The 21,937-nt window shown below is 70.0% G+C and carries 21 protein-coding genes; 10 read left to right on the top strand and 11 right to left on the bottom strand.

Annotated features, from left to right (window positions below; genetic code table 11):
* Positions 1-2 precede the first annotated feature (2 nt).
* From L3i22_RS39715 to L3i22_RS39700, 4 genes are read right to left on the bottom strand one after another with little or no spacing between them, the layout of a single operon-like run.
* Positions 3-968 (bottom strand): VOC family protein, encoded by a 966-nt coding sequence (locus tag L3i22_RS39715; protein ID WP_221322609.1) that lies wholly within the window; start codon positions 966-968, stop codon positions 3-5.
* A complete protein-coding gene (locus L3i22_RS39710; RefSeq protein WP_221322608.1) occupies positions 961-2,037 on the bottom strand; it encodes a 4-oxalomesaconate tautomerase in 1,077 nt (358 codons plus the stop codon). Before L3i22_RS39710 ends, L3i22_RS39715 begins: the two co-directional genes overlap by 8 nt.
* Positions 2,034-2,711, bottom strand: a complete 678-nt coding sequence (locus L3i22_RS39705; RefSeq protein WP_221322607.1) for a 4-carboxy-4-hydroxy-2-oxoadipate aldolase/oxaloacetate decarboxylase — start codon at positions 2,709-2,711, stop codon at positions 2,034-2,036. The genes L3i22_RS39710 and L3i22_RS39705 overlap by 4 nt, the downstream gene beginning before the upstream one ends.
* A complete protein-coding gene (locus tag L3i22_RS39700; protein ID WP_221322606.1) occupies positions 2,708-3,433 on the bottom strand; it encodes a PIG-L deacetylase family protein in 726 nt (241 codons plus the stop codon). Before L3i22_RS39700 ends, L3i22_RS39705 begins: the two co-directional genes overlap by 4 nt.
* A gap of 158 nt (positions 3,434-3,591) precedes the next feature.
* Here L3i22_RS39700 and L3i22_RS39695 point away from each other — a divergent pair, with 158 nt between their 5' ends.
* Together L3i22_RS39695 and L3i22_RS39690 are read left to right on the top strand one after the other, a co-directional pair.
* On the top strand, positions 3,592-4,347 hold the full coding sequence (locus L3i22_RS39695; protein WP_255657518.1) for an NAD(P)-dependent oxidoreductase: 756 nt from the start codon (positions 3,592-3,594) through the stop codon (positions 4,345-4,347).
* Between the two features lie 118 nt (positions 4,348-4,465).
* The gene (locus L3i22_RS39690) at positions 4,466-5,449 is read left to right on the top strand and encodes an arabinan endo-1,5-alpha-L-arabinosidase (RefSeq protein WP_221322605.1); all 984 of its coding nucleotides are present in this window, start codon (positions 4,466-4,468) and stop codon (positions 5,447-5,449) included.
* 1,479 nt (positions 5,450-6,928) lie between these two features.
* Here the strand turns inward: L3i22_RS39690 and L3i22_RS39685 are convergent.
* The 4 genes from L3i22_RS39685 to L3i22_RS39670 form a co-directional block, all read right to left on the bottom strand.
* On the bottom strand, positions 6,929-7,627 hold the full coding sequence (locus L3i22_RS39685) for a hypothetical protein (RefSeq protein WP_221322604.1): 699 nt from the start codon (positions 7,625-7,627) through the stop codon (positions 6,929-6,931).
* 75 nt (positions 7,628-7,702) lie between these two features.
* Entirely contained in the window at positions 7,703-8,752 is a 1,050-nt protein-coding gene (locus tag L3i22_RS39680; protein ID WP_221322603.1) for an amidoligase family protein, read from the bottom strand.
* Positions 8,749-9,537, bottom strand: a complete 789-nt coding sequence (locus L3i22_RS39675) for a hypothetical protein (RefSeq protein ID WP_221322602.1) — start codon at positions 9,535-9,537, stop codon at positions 8,749-8,751. Before L3i22_RS39675 ends, L3i22_RS39680 begins: the two co-directional genes overlap by 4 nt.
* Positions 9,534-10,049 carry a SigE family RNA polymerase sigma factor gene (locus L3i22_RS39670; RefSeq protein ID WP_221322601.1) on the bottom strand — a complete coding sequence of 172 codons (516 nt, stop codon included), beginning with the start codon at positions 10,047-10,049 and terminating at the stop codon, positions 9,534-9,536. The genes L3i22_RS39675 and L3i22_RS39670 overlap by 4 nt, the downstream gene beginning before the upstream one ends.
* 107 nt (positions 10,050-10,156) lie before the next feature.
* Here L3i22_RS39670 and L3i22_RS39665 point away from each other — a divergent pair, with 107 nt between their 5' ends.
* Genes L3i22_RS39665 through L3i22_RS39655 form a run of 3 tightly spaced genes read left to right on the top strand, consistent with a single transcriptional unit; the run spans position 10,157 to position 12,005 of the window.
* Entirely contained in the window at positions 10,157-10,513 is a 357-nt protein-coding gene (locus tag L3i22_RS39665; RefSeq protein WP_221322600.1) for a PadR family transcriptional regulator, read from the top strand.
* A complete protein-coding gene (locus L3i22_RS39660) occupies positions 10,513-11,334 on the top strand; it encodes an ATP-binding cassette domain-containing protein (protein WP_221322599.1) in 822 nt (273 codons plus the stop codon). Before L3i22_RS39665 ends, L3i22_RS39660 begins: the two co-directional genes overlap by 1 nt.
* A complete protein-coding gene (locus tag L3i22_RS39655; protein WP_221322598.1) occupies positions 11,331-12,005 on the top strand; it encodes a hypothetical protein in 675 nt (224 codons plus the stop codon). Before L3i22_RS39660 ends, L3i22_RS39655 begins: the two co-directional genes overlap by 4 nt.
* A gap of 495 nt (positions 12,006-12,500) precedes the next feature.
* Here L3i22_RS39655 and L3i22_RS39650 read toward each other — a convergent pair whose 3' ends face one another.
* Entirely contained in the window at positions 12,501-12,893 is a 393-nt protein-coding gene (locus tag L3i22_RS39650; protein WP_221322597.1) for a spore germination protein GerW family protein, read from the bottom strand.
* A 402-nt stretch (positions 12,894-13,295) separates the two neighbouring features.
* Positions 13,296-14,309, bottom strand: coding sequence for a LacI family DNA-binding transcriptional regulator (locus L3i22_RS39645; RefSeq protein WP_255657517.1), 1,014 nt, complete (start codon positions 14,307-14,309; stop codon positions 13,296-13,298).
* Between the two features lie 202 nt (positions 14,310-14,511).
* Here L3i22_RS39645 and L3i22_RS39640 point away from each other — a divergent pair, with 202 nt between their 5' ends.
* From L3i22_RS39640 to L3i22_RS39625, 4 genes are read left to right on the top strand one after another with little or no spacing between them, the layout of a single operon-like run.
* Positions 14,512-15,378, top strand: a complete 867-nt coding sequence (locus L3i22_RS39640) for a carbohydrate ABC transporter permease (protein ID WP_255657516.1) — start codon at positions 14,512-14,514, stop codon at positions 15,376-15,378.
* Entirely contained in the window at positions 15,378-16,286 is a 909-nt protein-coding gene (locus L3i22_RS39635) for a carbohydrate ABC transporter permease (RefSeq protein WP_221322595.1), read from the top strand. The genes L3i22_RS39640 and L3i22_RS39635 overlap by 1 nt, the downstream gene beginning before the upstream one ends.
* 37 nt (positions 16,287-16,323) lie before the next feature.
* A complete protein-coding gene (locus L3i22_RS39630; protein WP_221322594.1) occupies positions 16,324-17,667 on the top strand; it encodes a sugar ABC transporter substrate-binding protein in 1,344 nt (447 codons plus the stop codon).
* A complete protein-coding gene (locus L3i22_RS39625; protein WP_221322593.1) occupies positions 17,664-19,640 on the top strand; it encodes a beta-galactosidase in 1,977 nt (658 codons plus the stop codon). Before L3i22_RS39630 ends, L3i22_RS39625 begins: the two co-directional genes overlap by 4 nt.
* A gap of 114 nt (positions 19,641-19,754) precedes the next feature.
* Here the strand turns inward: L3i22_RS39625 and L3i22_RS39620 are convergent, their stop codons facing one another.
* On the bottom strand, positions 19,755-20,642 hold the full coding sequence (locus L3i22_RS39620; RefSeq protein ID WP_221322592.1) for an AbfB domain-containing protein: 888 nt from the start codon (positions 20,640-20,642) through the stop codon (positions 19,755-19,757).
* A gap of 213 nt (positions 20,643-20,855) precedes the next feature.
* On the opposite strand from L3i22_RS39620, the gene L3i22_RS39615 reads away from it, so the two are divergent.
* Complete coding sequence (locus L3i22_RS39615; protein ID WP_221322591.1) at positions 20,856-21,920, top strand: hypothetical protein; 1,065 nt, start codon at positions 20,856-20,858, stop codon at positions 21,918-21,920.
* Positions 21,921-21,937 lie beyond the last annotated feature (17 nt).

Raw genomic sequence — 21,937 nt, 5'->3', positions numbered from 1 at the left:
GATCAGGCCCACTCCGCCTCGGCGACCGGCGGCGTCCCGTGCGTGTGGAACGTCTCGATCGTCTTCAGGCCCCAGGCCTGGCCCTTCGCCCGCTCCGCCTCGGTCCAGGTGACCACCTCGTGGTCCGGGGCGAGCAGCAGACGGGCACCGGCGTTGCAGAGCTCGATGCGGTTGCCGCCGGGCTCATAGACGTACAGGAAGAAGGTTTGCTGAATGGCGTGTTTGTGCGGCCCGGTCTCGATGTGCACGCCGGCCTCCAGGAACACGTCCGCGGCCCGCAGGATGTCCTCGCGGGTGTCGGTGGCGAACGCGATGTGGTGCAGCCGCCCGGTCGAGCCGGTCCAGTCGCGGGTGTAGACGACGTCGTAGGACTTGTCGCTGAACGTGTACCAGATCGCCGCCTTCACCCCGCTGTCCAGCACGATCTGCTCGCTGGCCCGCCCGGTGAGCACCTCGCTGACGAACGTCTCGTTCGCCGGCACGTCCCGGGCCAGGAAGTTGACGTGGTCCAGGCGCCGCACGTTGGAACCGCGGCCGGGGAACCTCGCGGCCTGGTTCTTCAGCGACGGCCGGGTCTCGTCGGAGGCGACGTAGCGCTGCGTCTCCCAGTAGAGCCCGAACCGGTGGCCGTCCGGATCGGTGAAGTGGTACACCGGCCCGTACGCCGGCTCGTCCTTGCTCCACCCCTCGCCGAGCCCGGCGCGCTCGATCTCGGCGACCCGCCGCTCCAGCGCCTCCGGGCTGCGCGCGCGCAGCCACAGCCGGCCGATGCCGGAGGTGCCCGCGGCGGTCACCTTCAGCGAGAACCGCTCGTAGTCGTCCCAGGTGTGCAGGTAGACGCTGTCGCCGCGACGGTCCACCACCTCCATCGCCATCTGGTCGGTGAAGAACCGCACGGTCTCGTCGAGCACCGGCGTGAACAGCTCGACCGCGGAGACGTGCGCGACGTCGCGAAGCTTTTCACCCATGATCAAATTCCTCCTGCGTACGGGGGTGGACCTGCCCGTCGAGGAGCAGGCGGGCGGTGCTCACGATCGCCGAGCGACCGACCGTGATCTCGGCACCGGCCGCGTCGACGTCGATCACCACGTCGTAGAAGCCGGTCGGATGTTCCAGCCGGATCGTCTCCGGAAGATCTTTCAAGAAACAGACGCTTCCCGGTACGGCGGCAGCCGTCCCCACACTCACCGCGGCCAGCACCCCGATCGAGGCGTGCACCCGGTGCGGGATGAACATCCGGGTGCTCAGCGCCCCGCCGTGCGCCGGGGGAGCGACCAGGCACATCTTCGGCACCGTGGTCGCCGCGACGTCGCCGAGGCCCATCAGCTTCCCGGCGATCAGCCGCAGCTCCTCGACACGGCGCCGCAGCGCGTGGTCCGCCTCCAGCTGGGCCGGCGACTCGTAGCCGGTGACGCCCAGCTCCGCGGCGTTCAGCAGGACCACCGGCATGCCGTTGTCGATCAGCGTGGCCGGGACGCCGTCCAGGTCGTCGCGGACCCGGCCGGTGGGCAGCAGTCCGGGCGCGACCGAGCCGGCCGTGTCCCGGAACTCCACCTCGATCCGCGCGGCGGTGCCGGGCACGCCGCTGAGCGCGGTGTCCCCGGAGTAGCGCACGCGGCCGTCCGGGGTGGGCACGGTGACGATCGCGAGGGCGCCGGTGTTCACCATCCGTACCCGAACCGCGGTTTTCTGATCTTGAATGTGCACCAGACCACGCTCGATCGCGAACGGGCCCACGCCGGCCAGGATGTTGCCGCACGGCTGTTCCGCGCTGACGATCGGTTTGTCGACCTGGACCTGCAGGAACAGGTAGTCGACGTCGGCGGCCGGGTCCGCGGAGCGGCTGATCACGGCGACCTTGCTGGTCAGCGGGTGCCCGCCGCCGATCCCGTCGATCTGCCGCGGGTCCGGCGAGCCCATGATCGCGAGCAGCAGGCGGTCCCGCTCGGCCGGGTCGGCCGGCAGGTCCTCGGCGCGGAAATAGGCGCCCTTGGAGGTGCCACCGCGCATGATCAGAACCGGGACCGGCGCGGTCATCGGTACTCCACGCCGAGCTGTTCGAGCAGCGGCCGAAGCCGGTACATGTCCACGCCGAGTTCGCCGGCGGCGAGTCGCTCCCGCTTGGACGCCTCGTTGGCGGTGCGTTCGGTCGCCTTTTTCAGGACATCTGCCGCTCGATCACGCGGGATCACGACAATTCCGTCGTCATCCGCCACGATCGCGTCGCCCGGATTGACCACCTGGCCGCAGACCGTCACCGGCACGTTCACGCTTCCCGGGCTGGCCTTGACCGTGCCCTGCGGACTGATCGCGCGCGTCCACACCGGGAAGCCCATCTCGCGCAGCTCGGCCGCGTCCCGCACCCCGGCGTCCATGATCACGCCGATCGCGCCGTGCGCCCGCAGCGACGTCGCGAGCAGGTCACCGAGCATCCCGTCGGTGGACGGCGAGGTGGTCGTGATGACCACGACGTCACCGGGCCGGACCGTCTCGACCGCCGCGTGGATCATCAGGTTGTCGCCCGGATGGCAGGAAACGGTCACCGCCGGGCCCGCGATCCTTGCCCCCTGTTGCAGGGGGTGCAGTTCGCTTCTGAACGCGCCGCGCCGCCCGTCCGCCTCGTGCACGGTCGACGCGCCCTGCTCTTCTAGTTGGCGCGCAATGTCGAGGTCAACCCTGGGGAACTCCCGGACCACCACATGCCGGCTCATGACAGCTCCTGGGTGACCTGCGGGTAGATGCGCATGTAGGCCTCGGCGCGGGTCTCGTTCGGCAGGCCCAGGTTCGGCCCGGAGTTGCGGGCGGCCTGCAGCCCCCGGCGCGCGCCGAGCTCGGTGTAGTACGCGTGCAGGTGCTTCTGCGCGGCCAGCACCTGCATCGCCTCGCGCTTGCGCTCCCACACCGGCGTGACGTCGAGCAGCACGTTCGGCAGGAAGCCGCACTGCTCGGGCTGGTGCGGCTCGAAGCAGAAGACCGGCGGCGCCCCGATCACCTCGCCCGGCCCCTCGACGCCCGGCGCCTGCGCCAGCACCCGGGCCTTGAGCGCGATCTGGTGCGCGAACGCGTGGTCGCCGTTGTACGGATCGGCCGGCGCGTGCGTCAGCACCACGCCCGGCTGGACCTCGCGGTACAGATCGATCAGGCCCTGCAGCAGCGCCGGCGTCTCGACCAGCGGGTAGTCGTTCGCGTCGAAGAACCGGATCTCCGCGCCGAGCACCTTGGCGGCCTCCTCGGCCTCCTGCCGGCGGACCGCCTTGACCTGGTCGAGGTTGTACCCCTTGCGCCACAGCGACGCCGACTCGCCGCGCTCGCCGAAGCTCATGCAGCCGATCACCACGCGCTCGCCACGCGACGTGGCCAGGGCGATCGCGCCCGCCGCGCGCCACACGAAGTCGCCGACGTGGGCGGTGAGTACCAGGGTGGAATCGGTCATGAGGGCTCCCCAGCGTTCGCCAATAGGATTGTTGACAATCTGCGTTTCGGCTGACGGTACACGGTTTAGGCTATGGCCGGCAGTCGGGTCGTTTCAATTGTTGACAATCCTGTCGCCGGACTGCAGGCTCGCTGTCCCACACCCCTGGAGGCACCGTCGTGATCATCGCTGTACTGGGGCTCGGCGAGGCCGGCCGCCTGATTGCCGCCGACCTCGTCGCCGCCGGCGTCACCGTCCGTGGCTTCGACCCCAAGGTGGCCCCGCCGCCGGGTGTCCATCCCGCGGAGAGCGATGCCGATGCCTGCCGCGGCGCGCGCGTCGTCCTCAGCGTCAACAGTGCCGCCGACGCCGTCGACGCGCTGCGTGCCGCCCTCCCGGCGTGCGAACCCGGTGCCATCTGGGCGGACCTCAACACGGCCACCCCGTCGTTGAAGCAGCTGCTGAGCACCGAGGCGGCCGGGGCGGTCGACGTGGTCGACGTCGCGTTGATGTCCCCGGTCCCGGGCAAGGGCCTGTGCACGCCGATGACGATGGCGGGCGCGGCCGCGTCCCGGCTCGCCGACATCCTCGCCGGGCTCGGCGCCGACGTGCTTGTCCTGGACGGTCCGGTGGGCACCGCGGCCACCCGCAAGCTCCTGCGCAGCGTCTTCTACAAGGGTATGGCGGCCGCGGTGGTCGAGGCGCTGACCGCGGCCCGGGCAGCCGGCCTGGAGGAGTGGCTGCGCGGCAACATCGCCGCCGAGCTGATCAAGGCGGACGCGGCCACGTTGGACCGGCTGGTCGAAGGCTCATCGAAGCACGCCGTCCGCCGCCGGGAGGAGATGGCCGCCGCCACCGAGTTGCTGGCGGAACTCGGAGTCACCCCTCGAATCGCCCCGGCGGCCCGTGACCTGTTGGGTGATCTCTCCGCCTGACTCTTCGCCCGGCCCTTCGCCCGGCCCTTTGTCTGGCTCTTTGTCCGGCTGGGCAACCTTTCCGGGGTGGTGGCACACCTTGCGGGTACATCCCCATCCCCGGAAGGTGTTGCCCCCGATGAAATCCCGTCTCCGCAAGACGCTGCTCGCCGGTGTCACCGGCGTCGTCGCGATCGCGGCCAGCGTCTACGGCCTGACCACGGCAAGCGCCGCCACGTACCCCAACCCGGGCGCGGTCACCGGCTCGACCGCGGCGCACGACCCGACGATCGTCAAGAAGCCCGGCGGCGGCTACCTGATGGCGACCACCGGTGACGGCATCACGCTGAAGACGTCCACCGACCGGACGAAGTTCACCGACGCCGGCAAGGCGTTCCCGAACGGCACGTCCTGGGCGGACGCGTACACCGGCGGCAGCGCGAACCTGTGGGCACCGGACATCTCCTACCACGGCGGCAAGTACGTCATGTACTACGCCGCCTCCACCTTCGGCTCCAGCAAGTCGGCGATCTTCATGGCCACCTCGACCACCGGCGCGGCCGGCACCTGGACCGACTACGGCAAGGTCGTCGAGTCCACCACCAGCAGCGGCTGGAACGCCATCGACCCGAACCTGACCGTCACCCCGGCCGGCGACTGGTACCTGAGCTTCGGCTCGTTCTGGACCGGCCTCAAAATGGTCAAGCTGAACCCGTCGACCGGCAAGCGCGCCGACAGCACGCTGTACAACATCGCCGAGCGGTTCGTGAACAGCAAGTCGGTCGAGGCGCCGTACATCTTCTACCGCAACGGCTACTACTACCTGTTCATGGCGTTCGACCTGTGCTGCAAGGGCGCGTCCAGCACCTACCGGACGATGGTCGCCCGCTCGACGTCGATCACCGGCCCGTACAAGGACCGAGCCGGCACCCTGACCACAGCCGGCGGCGGCACCGAGATCCTGGCCTCCCACGACGCCATCTATGGACCAGGCCACCCGGCAGTCTTCGCCGACACCGACGCGGACGTGCTGGTGTATCACTACTACACCGCCGCTGGTGACGCGAAGCTCGGCTTGAACCTGCTGTCCTGGAGCGCGACAGGCTGGCCCACGGTTTACTGAGAGCACCCTCCATCGCCCCCTCCACGCCGGCCCCTCCACGGTGCCCGTCCTTGCCGGCGGTCGGTGCCGGCGCCTCCGCGCTGCCCTTCCGCGCGCCCGGCTCTCCGCGCGCCCGGCCCTCCGCCGTGTCCCGTCCTTGGCGGGCCTCCCTTGACGGGCGCTTTTGGCGACCTTTGTTGGCGGGCCGCATGACCACGCGGGTCGTGCGGTCCGTCGGGCTTCACGGCTCGATGGGCTGGTGGTCGTGGGGTGATCCGGCCGTCCGGTGGTTGGGGCGGTCATGGTGGGTGGGTGGTTGGGGTTGGCTTGCCAGGCGGCGTGGCGGGTTGGTCGCGGTAGTTGACGCCGGTCGCTCTTTGCGGGTTTTCGAGGCTGTTCATTTTGCAATAATCGGTGGGTCGGCCGCGGAGTGCGGAACGTTCGGTATTTGCCAAGAGCGGCACGATCGAGCGCTTACACTCGGATTCCGGTAGGCCGGATAATTGTCGTATGCCGAAGCCCTCACAGCTATCACTGTTCAGTCGAAGCGAACTCAGTAAATTGCGGGATCGAACCGCATCTCGGAACTATTCGGCAGCTCGCGACGAGTTTCGCCGGGAGCATGAAAGGCATCGCGCATGGGGCCTGCAACAAAGACATTCCAGGCGCCTGCGCCAAATCCGCGACAAAGCCGCAGCCTCAACCCGGGACGATAAGGCCCCAACCCCAACCCCAACCCCAACCCCGGCTTCTGCCCGGCCCTCGGTCTCAGCCCCAACTCCCACCCCAGCGCCAGCCCCAACCCCGGCTCCTGCTCGGCCCTCGGTCTCAGTCCCAACCCCCACTCCGACCCCGGTCCCGACTCCCGCCCAGCCCTTCGCCTCGGTTCCGGGCACGGCCTTGGCCCCGGTGCCGACTCCAGCCGCGGACTTTGCGCAGGTCGCGCCCCCTCCGCGCGAACCGGCTGAGCCACCGCGGACTCACGAACCGGCTGAGCCACTGCAGACTTCGGCCGTCACGGCGAGGGCGGACACCCGGCTGCCATCGCCGTCACGAACGGACTCGGCCACAGGTCAAGCAGCGGCGGCAACCCGATCCGCGGACGGCGCGACCGGCGGCGCACGATCTACCGCCCGCATGGCCGTTTACGCGCGATCAGCGGACGGCACGACCGGTCGCGAACGATCTGCGGAATCAGCGGAAGCAATTGCCGGGAGGCCTTCTCCGGAAACCGTATCACTCACATCTTGCCGACGTAAGGCGGCGAATTCTGCGATGGGCGTAATGCACCGGGAGCCCCGGCGAAAGGTGCTGACGCCGCACGCGGCCGAACGCGATAAGCCGGCCAGTCGAAAGAAAGTTTCCGACCTGACCGGATGTCACCTGAATCGTGCCGGACGGATGAATCTGCTACAGCGCCTGAGATCGTCCTCATGCCGACGATTATTACGCCAAACCTCAAGATCGTGCAGACAGTCTGTGGATAACTCGGCACCCCGGTCAGTCGGTGATTTTCAGGTCGATGATGACCCCGTGGTCCGCGCAGGCCGACTGCAAGCCACTCACATGTTCGGTCAGCGGCTGAACGTAGGCCATCGCCGCCTCGTTGTCAGCGCCGAGCTGGGTCACCTGCCACAGGACATCCATCAGCTTCGTCCCATGTTCCCGCAGGTCAGCGTACCGAGAGTCGGCGAAGACCTTCCGCATCCGCACGTACTCGTCACGGGTCAGCCGCTGGTCGGCGCTGTCGGCCGAGTCGCTCATTTCCTGGCCGTCCGTCGACTGGCCGTCCGTCGATTGGCCATCGGCCGATGGGGCGTCCGTCGATGGGGCGGCCCGCGACTGACCGGTCAGCGACTGCGCGGCCAGCGACTTGCACGCGGCCACCCCGGAGTCCTCCCGCAGCACCCGGTCATAGAGCAGCCACCCACCCCCGGCCAGCAGCACGAGCGACAGTGCCGTGACGACGGCAAGCCACGGCCACAGCGGGCGCCGCGGGGGAGCGGCCGGCCCCGGCTGCTGGGCCGGAAAACCTTGAGACCCAGAGGCAAAACCCGCTTGCCCGTACGGATCGGTGTACGGCTGAGTCAGCGGATAGCTGACGTACGGATCCTGCGGCGGCAGAAAGGCCGGGTCCGGCTGCGGAAAGGGCGGCGGCTGTGGGAAAGGCGATGACGGCTGCTGTGGCGGGTACGTCACCCGTCCAGTCTCAGCCGCCCCTCAGCGCATCCACAGTGGGCCGAACGGACAGTAGTCACAATGTCACCCAAAAGGCTAGTCCCGTGCGGCGAGCGCCTCCGCGGCCAGCTCCAGCAGCCCCTCGACATCATCCCCGCGCGGGATCGGCGCCGGATCCAGGCATCGGTCGAGCAGCAGCTCCACCAGCGCCGCCTGATCCACGATCGGCCCGGCCGTGATCGCCCCGGGCAGGATCCGGATCTCCACGGTGTCCCGCACCGGCGTGTCGGTCAGCAGCTGGGTCAGGTTCACGTCGAAGAACTTGGTGAGTTCCCCCGCCGTCGCGGCCGCGCGCAGATCGCCGTACGTAGGAATGCTCTGAACCGCATCCACCAGCGGCCCGGGCAGGGGAGCGAGCCGGCGGCAGGCCGGGTTGGTGCGAAGCACCGCCCGCAGGGGCTCGCGCCAGTAGGCGAAGAGCCGCACCAGATTGGCGAGCGCGTGCGGCGCCCGGAACGGCGCCCCGTCCACGTGCAGGTGCACCGCCGCCTCGTAGGGCACGGTGAACCCGAGCGCACGGGCCGGCTCGAGCAGCTCTTCGAGGCGGGCGGCGTGGTCGGTGGTGAGCGGCGGCGTGACGATCTCGCAGGGCCGTTCGCGTTCCCCGCCGAGCGGCGCGGCGAGCGCGATGGTCGTCTCGGCGGCGTCGTTGAGCCGGTAGAACTCGCCGTGCTGCTGGACCTTGGTGCCCCACAGCTCGGCGGCCGGGGCCAGCGCGGTGTCGATCGTGCCGCCGGGATCGCTGTGCCGGGCGAGCAGGCGCACCAGCCGCGAGTCGTCGGTGAGCACCCGGAACCAGCCGGGCAGCGGCGGGGTGGCCGGGTCGAGGCCGGCCAGCAGCGTGATGTCGTCGACCAGGGTGCACAGCAGCGTGCCGTCCGGGCGGCGTACCTCGAAGCCTTGGGTGAGGTGCAGGAACCGCCCGAGCCCGGGGACCAGGGACGGCTCGCTGTCGGAGTGCCACACCGGCCGGACGCTGCCCCCGCAGCGTCCGGCCAGGTCCATGGCGAGGGTGCGCCGGCTGACCCCGGCGGGGGCCATCAGCTCGATCTCGAAGCCGGTGCGCCGGCGCAACCTCGATGTCACGGCTTGATCGGCAGGGTCTGTCCGGCGAGCAGCTGCTTTCCGCCGGCGACCTTGGCGTCGTACGGCGTCTTGAGCTTCCACAGCTTGGCCAGCTTGACCGCGTCGTCGTAGTTGTAACCCTTGGCGAAGAACGCGTCGACCTGGATGCCTTCGCGGTTCTCCTGGGCCGTCGCCGGGTTCGGCTTGAACGGGAGGTGCTGGCCGGCGAGCAGCTTCTTGCCACCGGCGACCTTGGCGTCGTACGGCGTCTTGAGGTGCCACAACTTGGCCAGCTTGACCGCGTCGTCGTAGCCGTAGCCGGCGCTGAAGAACTCGGTCACCGAGTCCGGCACCGCCTCCACCTGGGCCGGCTTGATCGGCAGGGTCTGCCCGGCGAGCAGGCGGCGCCCGGCCTCACCCTTGACCGCGCCGATGTCACTGGTCGGCATGTTCCACAGCTTGGCCAGGGCGAGGGCCTCGTCGTAGCCGTAGCCGGCCTGGCCGTAGGCGTCCCACTCGGCGGTCGGGTCGGCGCTCGGCGTCGCGGAGGCCGGGGCCGCCGCCACGATCGGGGCCGTGGCCGCGCTCCCGCCCGACGGGCTGCCGGGGAGGACGGCCGGCAGGTTGACGACGGCGGCGATCAGGCCGGCGCCGAGCGCGGTGCCCCCGGCGACGGTCATGCCGCGGCGGCGCCACTTGTGCTTGCTGGACAGTTCGACGACCCGGGCGTAAACCTCGGCCGGGTCTGGGGTCTGGGACTCGCGGCTCACGAAGGCCTCGCGCAGCCGGTCACCGTGGTCGGTCACGACTTCTCCTCGGCAAAATGTAACTGTCGCTCCGATTCCATGCGGAGCGTGCGGAGTGCCTTCGAGGCCTGGCTGCGCACCGTCGCCGGTGAGCAGTTGAGCAGGTCCGCGATGCTTTCGTCGTCCAGTTGCTCGTAGTAGCGGAGTACGAGCACTGCACGCTGCTTACGTCCCAGCGTGGCCAGCCTGTTCCAGAGCTCGTCCGATTCGGCGATCCGGTCGGCGTGGTCGTGGACCCCGCCTCGCGCGTCGTCGATCTCGACCAGTCGCTCTCCGGCCAGATGCAGGTTGCGGACCGCCCAGGAACGCCGCCAGGACAGGTACTCGTTGAGCACCATGCGCCGGACGTACGCCTCCGGAGAGTCCGCGCCACTGATCCGCCGCCACTTGACGTGGGCTCGGGCCAGCACCTCCTGCACGACATCCTGTGCGAGATGACGGTCGCCGGTGAGGACGACCGCGTACCGCAGCAGGCTGGGCAGGCGGGCCATCGCGAATTGCTCGAAGGTCACATCCTCATCGACGCCGGCCGCCCCCACTTCTGTGCACCACCCCGTCCAACTTTATTTTTCCGTGACCCGACTAGGTAGGCAGACTGCTAAGCAGTTAGCCTGACTACATGATGCCCAAGCCGTGGCTGCACGGCGTCCTCGACCTGTGCCTGCTGGCCATGCTGCGTGAACGTGCCGACTACGGCTACGGCCTGGCCCAGCGCCTGGCCGCGGCCGGGGTCGCCGACGTCCCCGGCGGCACCCTCTATCCTGCGCTGCTCCGTCTCGAAGAGCAGGGTCTTGCCGTGCCGACCTGGACGCCGTCCGAATTCGGCCCCCGCCGGAAGTACTACGAGATCACCCCCGCCGGCCAGTCCGTGCTCACCGAGCAGGCCGCGCACTGGGCCCGCTTCAGCCAGGGCGTGCACTCCCTGCTCGAGGCCGCTGCGCCGGTCACGGTCCGCGATCATTCAGGAGACGCCTGATGCGTACGGAGGAGAGCTGGCCCGCCCGTTTCCAGGCCGAGCTGGTCCGGCTCGGCGTGCCCGAACCGCGCGCCCGGCGGCTCGCCGAGGACACCTCGGCCCAGGCCGCCGAGCACGCCGCCGACCCGGCCGGCCTGTTCGGCCCGGCCCACCTCTACGCCCGCCACCTGGTCGCCGAGCTCGCCGCGCCGGTCGCCGCCGCACCCCGCTTCGCCACGGCCGGCCCGGTCCTGCTCAGTCTCGCCGGCGTCGGGAAGCGCTTCCGGCGCCGGGCCGTCCTCCAAGACGTCGATTTGACGGTACGGGGTGGCGAGGTCGCCGCCGTCGTCGGCGCGAACGGCTGCGGCAAGTCGACCCTGTTGCGCATCTGCGCCGGCCTGACCCGCCCGGACAGCGGAACGGTCCACCGCACCCGGCGGGTCGGCTACGTCCCGCAGGACGGCGGCACCGCCGGCTGGCTCACCGCCGACGAACACTTCACCCTGTTCGGCGCGGCGGCCGGCGTGGTCCCGCGCCGAGCCCGCTCCACCGGCGCCCACCTGGCCGCCAAGCTGGCCTGGCGCCCGGAACGGGCCCAGCGGGCACAGCAGCTGTCCGGCGGCACCCGGCAGAAGCTCAACCTGGTCCTCGGCCAGCTCCACGCTCCGGACCTGCTCCTGCTCGACGAGCCGTACCAGGGCTTCGACCAGGGGACGTACCTGGACTTCTGGCGCCAGGTACACGCCTGGCGGGACGCCGGCCGCGCCGTGGTCGTCGTCACCCACCTGCTGCACGACCTGACCAGCGTCGACCACGTGCTGGACCTGGGGGAGCGCCGATGACCGCGCTGGTGGTGGCCGGACTCTCGGCCCGCGAGGTGAGCCGCCGGCGCGCCGCGGTCCTGCTGGTGATCGCCCTGCCGCTCTGGTTCTACCTGGTCCGGCGGGACCTGACCGGCCAGTCGCTGCGGATGCTGTCGCTCGGCATCGGCTGGGCCATCTCCACGCTCACCCTGTTCGTGGTGAACGCGTCCCGCGGCGTCGACCCGCGCCTGCGGCTCTCCGGCGCCTCGGTCGCCGGCCTGGTCGGCGGCCGCCTGCTGGCCATGAGCGGCGCCGGGACGCTGCTCGCCCTCGGCTACTGGGTGCTGGTCAGCCTCGACCAGACCGTCCCGCACCCGTTCGCGGCCGGCCTGATCATGCTGATGGCCGCCCTGGTCGCCGCCCCGTTCGGCAGCCTCGTCGGCGCCCTGCTGCCCCGCGAGTTGGAAGGAGCCCTGGCCCTGCTCAGCGTCTGCGCGGTCCAGATGCTCGCCGACCCGGCCGGCCTGGCCGCGAAACTGATGCCGTTCTGGTCGGTGCGGGAGATCGGTACGTACGCGGTGGACGACGCGGACATCGGCTTCCTGTGGCGGGGACTGGCCCACTTCGCCGTGGTCTGGGTGATCTGCACGGCCGGCACCCTGGCGGTCTTCGCCCACCGCCTGCGGCTCGCCCGCTACCCGGAGCCATGAGGCACTGAGGCACGGAGGCGCTGAAGTTCGGAGCGGTGAGCGCGCTGAGGCGAGGTGGCCTTATACACCGAAGTTCGCTGCCCGGAGCCGTTGTCCACACAAGCGGGTTGTCCACAGGCCGGCCACGTGATCTTGCGATTTGCGGCGATACTGGTCAGCGGGTCTTCCCCCTCGGGTGGGTGGGTTATGTGGTTGGTGCGGTTGCTTGCGGCACGACCAGTAGTCGAACGACCAGCAGCTGGGCGACCACCAGCAAGCCGTCCCGCGGCTGCGCACTCGCCGGACGGGCAGCCCGCGGCGGCCCGGTCCGCGGCTTCGCGCTTGCCGGGTGGGCAGCCAACGGTCGCCCGGCCTGCGGCTTCGCGCCTACCGGGCGAGTGGCCGGCGACCCGGCCCGCGGCTGAGCGGTGGCCGGGTGAGTGGGTGGGCGAGTGGACGGCGGCGCCCCGGCCCGCAGCTGAGCGGTGGCCGGGCGAGTGGGCGGCGGCGCCCGGGTCAGTGGTGGTGACGCAGGTGGCGGCGCAGGATCGAGCGGGCCACCAGCAGTGCCACGACCGCGACCGCCTGGCCGCCCAGGATGATCTTGTTGATGTCGAGGGCCGGTTTCCAGGTCACCTCGCCGTCCCGCAGGATGAAGACGCCGGCCGGTTCGGCGTGCAGGCCGTAGCCGGCGCCCGACCCCTCGCCCTGCCCCGGCTTCTGGTCGGTGACCGCCGCGTCGCCGGTCGGGGTGAAGCCGCTGCCGCTGCCACCTCCGCCGCCCGCCGAGACCTTGGCCACCGGCAGCAGCACGATGCCGTCCCGCTCGACCGGGTCGCCGAACACCCGGCCGACCGTGGCGTTGTCGGTCGCGGCCTTGGCCTTCTCGAGCAGGGTGGCGCTGTCCATCGGGCTCTCCTCTCGCCTGGCGTGAAAGGACCAGCCTGGCAAACCGGGCCGGGGTGGTGGGTCGGACAGCCGACATCCCGCGCCATCAGCCCAGAAACCCAGGCCTCCGAGTGCCCGAACGAGCCGCGGTGGAGGAAGCGCCGCCGGGCCGCCGCGGATCATCCGACGGGCCGGAAGTGGTCAGGTCCGGGCTGGAAGGGGGCAGGGCTGGGCCGGGAGTGGTCAGGTCCGGGCTGGAAGGGGGCAGGGCTGGGCCGGGAGTGGTCAGGTCCGGGCTGGAAGGGGGCAGGGCTGGGCCGGGAGTGGTCAGGTCCGGGCTGGAAGGGGGCAGGGCTGGGCTGGAAGGGGGCAGGGCTGGGGCGGAAGGGGGCAGGGCTGGGGCGGAAGGGGGCAGGGGCGGGGTCAACGGCGGGGTGCCGAGGTGCTGCCGCGGACGACCAGGTGGGTCGGGACCAGGTCGGTCCCGGGGGCTGCCGCGCCAGAGCCGATCTGCTCCAGCAGCGCCTCCACGCACCGCCGCCCCACCTCGGCGAAGTCCTGATGCACAGTGGTCAGCGGCGGCTGATACGAGGACGCGTCGGGAATGTCGTCGAAGCCGACCACGCTCACGTCCTCCGGCACCCGCCGCCCGAGCGAGTTCAGCGCCCGCAGCACCCCGAGCGCCATCTGGTCGTTGGCCACGAACACGGCGGTGCAGGACGCCGGCAGCTCGAGCCCGGCCCGGTAGCCGCTCTCCGCGGACCAGTCCCCGCGCCCGACGGTCGGTACTTCCCGCCCGGCCTCTTCCAGGACGGTCCGCCAGGCCAGGGCGCGGCGCTCCGCGGAGTACGACTCGGCCGGCCCGGCGATGTGCCAGACCGTGGCGTGGCCGAGCCCGAGCAGGTGCCGGACGGCCTGCCGGGCCCCGTCGGCCTGGTCGGTGTCGACCACCGGGTAACGCTCTCCCGCGTCCGAGTCGACGACCACCACGTGCGCGCCGGGCGGCAGCGCGACGGTCGCCGCGTCCAGCAGGTGCACCTCGATGATCACGATGACGCCGTCGACGGCCAGTTCGCCCATCCTGGTGAACGCGCCGAGCACGTTGTCCTGGGTGGGGACGCCGACCGGGATCAGCGTGGTCGCGTAGCCCTCGGCCGCGGCGTGGGTCGCGATGGCCTCGACGGTCCGGCTGTTGCCGGTCGACGAGAGCCCGAAGAGGATCACCCCGAGCGTGTTGAAGCGCCCGTACCGCAATGAGCGGGCCGCGCTGTTCGGCCGGTAGCCGAGCTCCCGCATCGCGGCGAGGACCTGTTCGCGGGTCGACTCGACGACGCCGGCCTGCCCGTTCGCCACCCGGGAGACGGTCTGTGAGGAGACGCCGGCCAGTTTGGCCACGTCGGCCATCGACACCCGTTGCTTGCGGCGCCCGCCGGGCACGTCGGATCCACCGCGGAGACGCTGTGTTTCGATGTTGTTACTCCTTGACCGACCTGGTGACGCGTGCCACTATACGGCACACATGTTTACGCAAACATTTCCGACCGCGGTCGAACATGTTTACGTAAACATCGACAAATTCATCCATCAACTTCGAACGAATCAAAGCCCGGGCGAAGTGACAAGAACCCAAGGAGGCACGGTGACACGGCGGTCCTGGATCGGCTGGCAGTTCGTTGCCCCGTTCCTGGCGGTGTTCGCGCTGGTCTTCCTCGCGCCGATCGCCTATTCGCTCTACCTGAGCCTGTACCGGACCAAGCTGATCGGCGGCACCAGCTTCGTCGGCCTGGACAACTACACCAAGGCGATCGAGGACCCGCAGTTCTGGTCCGCGGTCGGCCGGGTGAGCCTGTTCCTGGTCGTCCAGGTGCCGATCATGCTGGTCCTCGCGCTGCTCGTGGCGCTCGCGATCGACAGCGGACGCCTCTACGGCTCGTCCTTCTTCCGCGTCTCGATCTTCCTGCCCTACGCGGTGCCGGCCGTGGTGGCCACGCTGATGTGGGGCTTCATGTACGGCAACCAGTTCGGCCTGATCCGCTACATCAACGACTGGTCCGGGCTGTCGCTGCCCGACCCGCTCGCCCCGAACCTGGTGCTGGCGGCGATCGGCAACATCACGACCTGGGAATTCGTCGGCTACAACATGATCATCCTGTTCGCCGCGCTGCGGGTCGTCGACCCCTCGCTGTACGAGGCGGCGGCGATCGACGGCGCCGGCCAGTTCCGGATCATCCGGGCGATCAAGCTGCCCGCCCTGCGCGGTCCGCTGCTGATCACCACGATGTTCTCGATCATCGGCAGCTTCCAGCTCTTCACCGAGCCGGTGGTGCTGCGGACCATCGCCCCGAACGCGATCCTCACCTACTTCACCCCGAACTACTACGCCTGGCAGCTCTCCGTCGGCGGCCAGCAGTTCAACTACTCGGCCACCGTCGCGGTCGTGATGGGGCTGCTCACCATGCTCGTGGCCTACCTGGTGCAGGCCCGCACCGTACGAAAGGCGGGGTGATGGTCTCCGCACCCACGATCCGCCCGCAGGCGCGCCGCAAGGCGCAACCGGCCGCGGCCTCGCGGAAATCGACCAAGAGCTGGTCGCTGACCGCACTCACCACCGTCATGCTGCTCTACACGTTGCTGCCGCTGGCCTGGCTGGTGATCAGTGCGACCAAGACCCAGGACAGCCTGCTCGGCACGTTCGGGCTGTGGTTCGGGGGCGACTTCGCGCTCTTCGACAACATCGGCAAGGTCTTCACCTACCAGGACGGCATCTATCTGCGCTGGCTCGGCAACACGGTGTTCTACGTGATCGTCGGGGCGGGTGGCGCCACGTTGCTCTCCACGCTGGCCGGGTACGGCCTGGCCAAGTTCGCCTTCCCCGGTCGCCGGGCCGTCTTCGCCGTGATCCTCGGCGCGGTCGCCGTCCCGCCGACGGCGCTGGCGGTGCCGACGTTCCTGCTGTTCGCGAAGTCCGGCATCACCGACACGGTCTGGGCGGTGATCATCCCGTCGCTGATGGTCCCGTTCAGCCTCTACCTGATGTGGTCGTTCAGCCGCGACGCGGTGCCGGACGAGATCCTCGAGTCGGCCCGGGTGGACGGCGCCGGCGAGTTCCGGATCTTCTTCAAGCTGGCCGTCCCGTTGCTCTCGCCCGGCCTGGTCACCGCCCTGCTCTTCAACATCGTGGTGACCTGGAACAACCTGTTCCTTCCGCTGATCATGCTGAAGGACCGCAACCTGTACCCGATCACGCTGGGTATCTACACCTGGAACCAGCAGGCGCAAACGGTCGGCGGCGACGTCGTCTTCAACCTGGTCATCACCGGGTCCCTGCTGGCCATCGTCCCGCTCATCGCCGCCTTCCTGCTGCTCCAGCGTTACTGGCAGTCGGGCCTCGCGGTGGGCAGCGTCAAGCAGTGAATCCCCTCAGAGAATCCCCTTAGAAAAAGGAATGCGCATGGAACTCTCCCGCCGGCGCCTGCTTCTCGGCGCCGCCTCGTCCTTGGCCCTCCTCGCCGCCGGTTGCGGCTCGTCCGACGACAGCAGCGACGACACGAAGGCCGCCAGCACCACCGTCTCCGACGCCGACGTCGAAGCGGCCCTGCAGGCCGGGGGCAGCATCACGGTCTGGGCCTGGGAGCCCACGCTGACCAAGGTGGTCGCCGACTTCCAGGTCAAGTACCCCAAGGTCAAGGTCAACCTGATCAAGAACGGCAGCGGCAACGACCAGTACACCGCGCTGGCCAACGCGATCAAGGCCGGCACCGGCGTGCCCGACCTGGCGCAGATCGAGTACTTCGCGCTGCCGCAGTTCGCCCTGGGCAAGTCGGTCGCCGACCTGAACGCGTTCGGCGCGAAGGCGCTGGACGGCACGTTCACGCCCGGCCCGTGGAGCTCGGTGCACTCCGGCGAGAAGATCTACGGCCTGCCGATGGACTCCGGCCCGATGGCGCTGTTCTACAACAAAGAGGTCTTCGACAAGTACGGCATCCAGGTCCCGACCACCTGGGAGGAGTACGCCGCCGCGGGCGAGAAGCTGCACACCGCGAACCCGAAGTCCTGGATCACCAGTGACAGCGGCGACGCCGGCTTCACCACCAGCATGATCTGGCAGGCCGGCGGCCGTCCGTACACGGTCGACGGCACCAACGTCGGGATCAACTTCGCCGACGCCGGCACCCAGAAGTTCACCGGCCTCTGGCAGGGCATGATCGACAAGAAGCTGCTCGCGCCGATCCCCGGCTGGAGCGACGCCTGGTACAAGGGCCTCGGCGACGGCACCATCGCCAGCCTGGTGATCGGCGCCTGGATGCCGCCGAACCTGGAGTCCGGCGTCAAGGCCGCGTCCGGCAAGTGGCGGGTCGCGCCGATGCCGCAGTGGGCGTCCGGCGAGAAGGTCACCTCGGAGAACGGCGGCAGCTCCCTCGCCGTCACCGAGGCGAGCCAGAACAAGACCATCGCGTACGGCTTCATGAAGTACGCCACGGTCACCGACGGCGCGCAGAGCCGCACCGACCAGGGTGCGTTCCCGGCCACCACGGCGCAGCTCAAGGCGGACGCCTTCAAGAACAAGGAGTTCCCGTACCTGGGCGGCCAGAAGGCCAACGAGATCCTCGCCGAGGCCGCGAACGAGGTGGCGACCGGCTGGTCGTACCTGCCGTTCCAGGTCTACGCGAACAGCGTCTTCAACGACTCCGTCGGTAAGGCCTACACCGGCGGAAGCACCCTGCAGGACGGCCTCAAGGGCTGGCAGGACGCATCCGTCAAGTACGGCCAGGAACAGGGCTTCACGGTTAAATGACAACGGACAACACGACGCCCCGGCGCTGGCTGCGCCGCGCCGGGGCGCCCCGCCTGGAGTACGGCGCCGACTACAACCCCGAGCAGTGGCCGCGGGAGGTCTGGGTCGAGGACGTCCGCGCGATGCGCGAGGCCGGAGTCACCATCGTCTCGCTGGCGATCTTCTCCTGGGCCAGGATCCAACCCCGGCCCGAGGTGTACGACTTCGCCTGGCTGGACGAGATCATCGATCTCCTGCACGCCGGTGGCATCGCGGTCGACCTGGCCACCGCGACCGCGTCCCCGCCGCCGTGGCTGACCGCCCGGCACCCGGAGATCCTGCCGGTCGACAAGTTCGGCAACACCGTCTGGCCGGGCGGCCGTCAGCACTGGCGGCCCACCTCACCGGTGTTCCGGGCGCACGCCCTGCGCCTGGTGCGGGCCCTGGCCACCCGGTACGGCAAGCACCCGGCCGTCGCCGCGTGGCACGTCAACAACGAGCTGGGCTGCCACAACGTCTACGACTACTCGGACGACGCGGCGACCGCGTTCCGCACCTGGCTGCGCGACCGGTACGTCACGCTGGACGGGCTGAACGAGGCGTGGGGCACCGACTTCTGGTCCCAGCGCTACTCCGACTGGGACCAGATCATCCCGCCCCGGCAGGCCGCCACCCACCCGAACCCGACGCAGAACCTGGACTTCAAACGGTTCTCCTCGGACGCGCTCAAGGACCACCTGCGCGCCGAGCGGGACCTGCTGCACGAGCTCAGCCCGGACGTGCCGGTCACCACGAACTTCATGGTGATGGGCCAGATGAACACGATGAACTACGCCGACTGGGCGCCCGAGGTGGACTTCGTCTCCAACGACCACTACGTGCTGCCCGGCCCGCAGGCCCGCGACGAGCTCTCCTTCTCGGCGAACCTGACCGGCAACATCGCCGGCGGCCGGCCGTGGTTCCTGATGGAGCACTCCACCAGCGCGGTCAACTGGCAGCCGATCAACGTCGCGAAGAAGCCCGGTGAGCTGCACCGGGACTCGCTCACGCACGTGGCGCACGGCGCCGACGCGGTCTGCTTCTTCCAGTGGCGGCAGTCGAAGGCCGGCGCCGAGAAGTACCACTCGGCGATGGTGCCGCACGCCGGGGAGAACAGCGCGCTGTTCCGCTCGGTGGTCGAGCTCGGCGGGCGGTTGCGGGACCTGGCCGACCTGGCCGGCAGCGACCGGGTGCCGGCCGACGTGGCGATCCTGTTCGACTGGGAGTCGTGGTGGGTGGCCGAGAACGACTCGCACCCGACCGACCGGCTGCGGTACCGGCAGGAGGCGCTCGACTGGTACACGGCGCTGCTCGACCACGGCATCCGGGCCGACGTCGTACCGGCAAGCCGGGCTCTTGATTTTAAAATGGTCATCGCGCCGGTGCTGCACATGGTGCCGGCCGCGCTGAAGGAGCGGCTCGAAGCGTACGTCGCGGGCGGTGGCCACCTGGTCACCACGTACTTCTCCGGGGTCGTCGACCAGAACGACCAGATCTGGCTCGGCGGCTACCCGGGTGCGCTGCGGGACGTGCTCGGCATCCGGATCGAGGAGTTCGCCCCGCTGCTCGACGGCGAGACCGTCGAGCTGGACAACGGGACGACCGGCACGCTGTGGACCGACCGGGTCGACGTGACCGATTCTGATGTCGAGATCCTGGCCCGGTACAAGACCGGGGATCAGGCGGAACGTGCGGCGATCACCCGGCGCGCGGTGGGCGCCGGATCCGCGGCGTACGTCTCCACCCGTCTCGGCGCGGACGGGCTCGCCGCGGTGCTGCCCGGACTGCTGGACGCCGCGGGGGTGACCAGTGAGCTGCCGTCCGCCCTGCGTGGGCGGGTGGAGCTGGCCCGGCGCGGGAACCACCGGTTCCTGATCAACCGGACGTCCGAGCCGGTCGACCTCGGCCCGGACGGGGTGCTGGAACCCCGGGGCGTGCTGATCCTGCGCGCCTGAGCTGCGGAGACAGGCGCTGGGTGCTGCTTCGGGGGCCTTGAGGCAGCACCCAGCGCGGTCTTTGTCACTTCAGCCGGAGCCGTTCGCGCGGCTCCGGCTGATGCCGTGTTCGGCTCAGGCGGGGCCCGGCACGAGTGCGAGCGCCCGTTCCGCGGTGGTCTCCCGCAGATACAGCCGCCCGCCCGATTCGGTCACGAACCGTTTCGGATAATTGTTGCCTCGCAACGTGAGTGCGGCACCCGAGCGAATCGCGACCGGACAGAAAGTGGCGTCCTGGTCGAACAGATCTGACCGGTCCCGGCGGTTCAGCTTTATTTCGAAGTTCTGGTGCCGAAGGAAATAGCCGGGATAGTTAACAGATTCGAGCGAGACGCATCCGGAATTCCCCAGACCGATACGTACGGTGAAGCTCGAGTCGGCCCGGTCGCCGGGGTTGCCGGACGTTCCGATGGCGTCGGTCCGACCCAGGAAATTACGGTGCCGGACCCGGTAACCGGGCTGGTCGGCGAGGGTCAGGGCAACCGTCGTGCCGACACGCAACGTGACGGCGGTGGGGGAGGGGGCGGGGGTGGTGGTCCGGTTCTTCGACGGGGCGGGCTTTGACGTCGGCCGATATCGCAATGGCGTTGTCGTGGGAGCGCTCCCGAATGTGGACGGGCTTGAACTGGGGATCGGGGCGATGACGACGGTCTGGGCGACCGGTGGCGCTGGCGGGACACCACCGGCGAGAAACTCCGGATCGCCTTTCTTCTGAGCGCTGCCGAGGGACCCGGCGGTCACCCCGGCCACGCCCAGCGTGGCCACCGCGACGGCGACCAACGCGGCCCGCCGCCGGAACGGCCTGGACCTGCGGTTCCAGCCCGGAAAGCCGGGGATCGGCGCGGGCGGGAAAGCGGCGGGCGTGGTGGGCCGGATCGGAGCTTTGCGGAACATCGCTTCGGGGGAATACGGCGGCAACCAGCCGCCGACCCGCAACCCCTCTGGGGAGTCTTCTTCCGGCATGTAATTCGCTTCCTGCAGAACCTGACGCAAACGAACTTAATGAAGCGATAAGGATCTTTGTCGGGCGCGTGCCGGATATCAAGGGTTTCACCGGAAACCGCGTACAAATCTTTTCTTCCGGTCGCCGAACCGAACCAGGAGCCGATGCGTATACCTCAGCGGACCACCCGGCGTGGGCATGGGGAGCCGCGTGGCCGCAGCGAGGAGACGTACGTGGAGAGTCCTGTTCCGAAGACCGAGCCGTCCGGGGCTCCGAGCGGGTGGCCCCGGATCTCCGACTACTGGCCCGACGCCCCGCACCGGCTCGGGCCGCCGGCCGACCACTACGAGCTGCCCGGAGTGGACGCCACCCGGACCGGACCGGCCCTGCACACCGGGCCGCCGGCGGGGGAGTCCGAGACGTCCGACGGCACGCGGTGGATCGGGGATCCGGACGGCCGTACCACAAAGGATCTGAAGCCCGCGCTGCTCCTCGCCGCCGTCGCCGTCCTGGTCGGCGGCGGTGTCTTCGCCGCCGTCGGCTACGCGCGCAACGACCTGGGGAAGGACACCGGCCTGCCGGCGCCGCCGCTGCCGGCGCCGACCGCGGCCGTCTCGCCGCCGGCCACCCCGCCGGTCTCGATCGGCGCCTCCCCACCGGCCGCCGCCTCGGTCGCGCCCACCACCGCCGCCGCCCCGCCGGTCGCGCCCGCCACCTCACCCGCGATCCCGAACACCGCCACCTTCGAGCTGGTCAACGGCGTCACCCAGCTGCGCGTCAAGATCGGCGACGTGGACGACGGCTTCTTCAAGATCGGGGTCGCCGACGACAGCACGATCACCGCGAAGGCCGCCGTGGTCAACGGCACGGTCAAGGTCTCGGTCGCCCCGAACGGCAAGAAGAACGGCACGGCCCGTCTCGACGTGCTGCTCAGCGACAAGGTGCGGTGGTCGCTGCGGTTGCGCGGCGGGGTCAGCGAGGCCGGCCTCGACCTGTCCGGCGGGCGGGTCGGCGGCATCGAGCTGAACGGCGGCGCGGCCACCGTGGACATGTCCGTTCCTGATCAGGACGCGGCGATCCCGATCGTCGAGCGCGGCGGGATCGGCACGTGGCGGATCGTCACCGACGGCAAGGAGGCGGTGCGCGCGTACTTCCGGCACGGCGCCGGCTCGGTCACCCTCTACGGCGACACCGACAAGGGCATCGACAAGGGGGAGACGGTCCGTTTCCGGGAGGACGCCTTCCTCAAGATCGACTCGGAGGAGGGGGTCGGCGCCCTGACCGTCCAGTCCCGGTGACCGCTTGGGAGAATCGC

This window comes from Actinoplanes sp. L3-i22 (genome assembly GCF_019704555.1).
In the GTDB taxonomy this organism is placed as follows: Bacteria; Actinomycetota; Actinomycetes; order Mycobacteriales; family Micromonosporaceae; genus Actinoplanes.
Note: the sequence above shows the minus strand (reverse complement) of the source record. Positions and strands in the feature narration are given on the sequence as shown.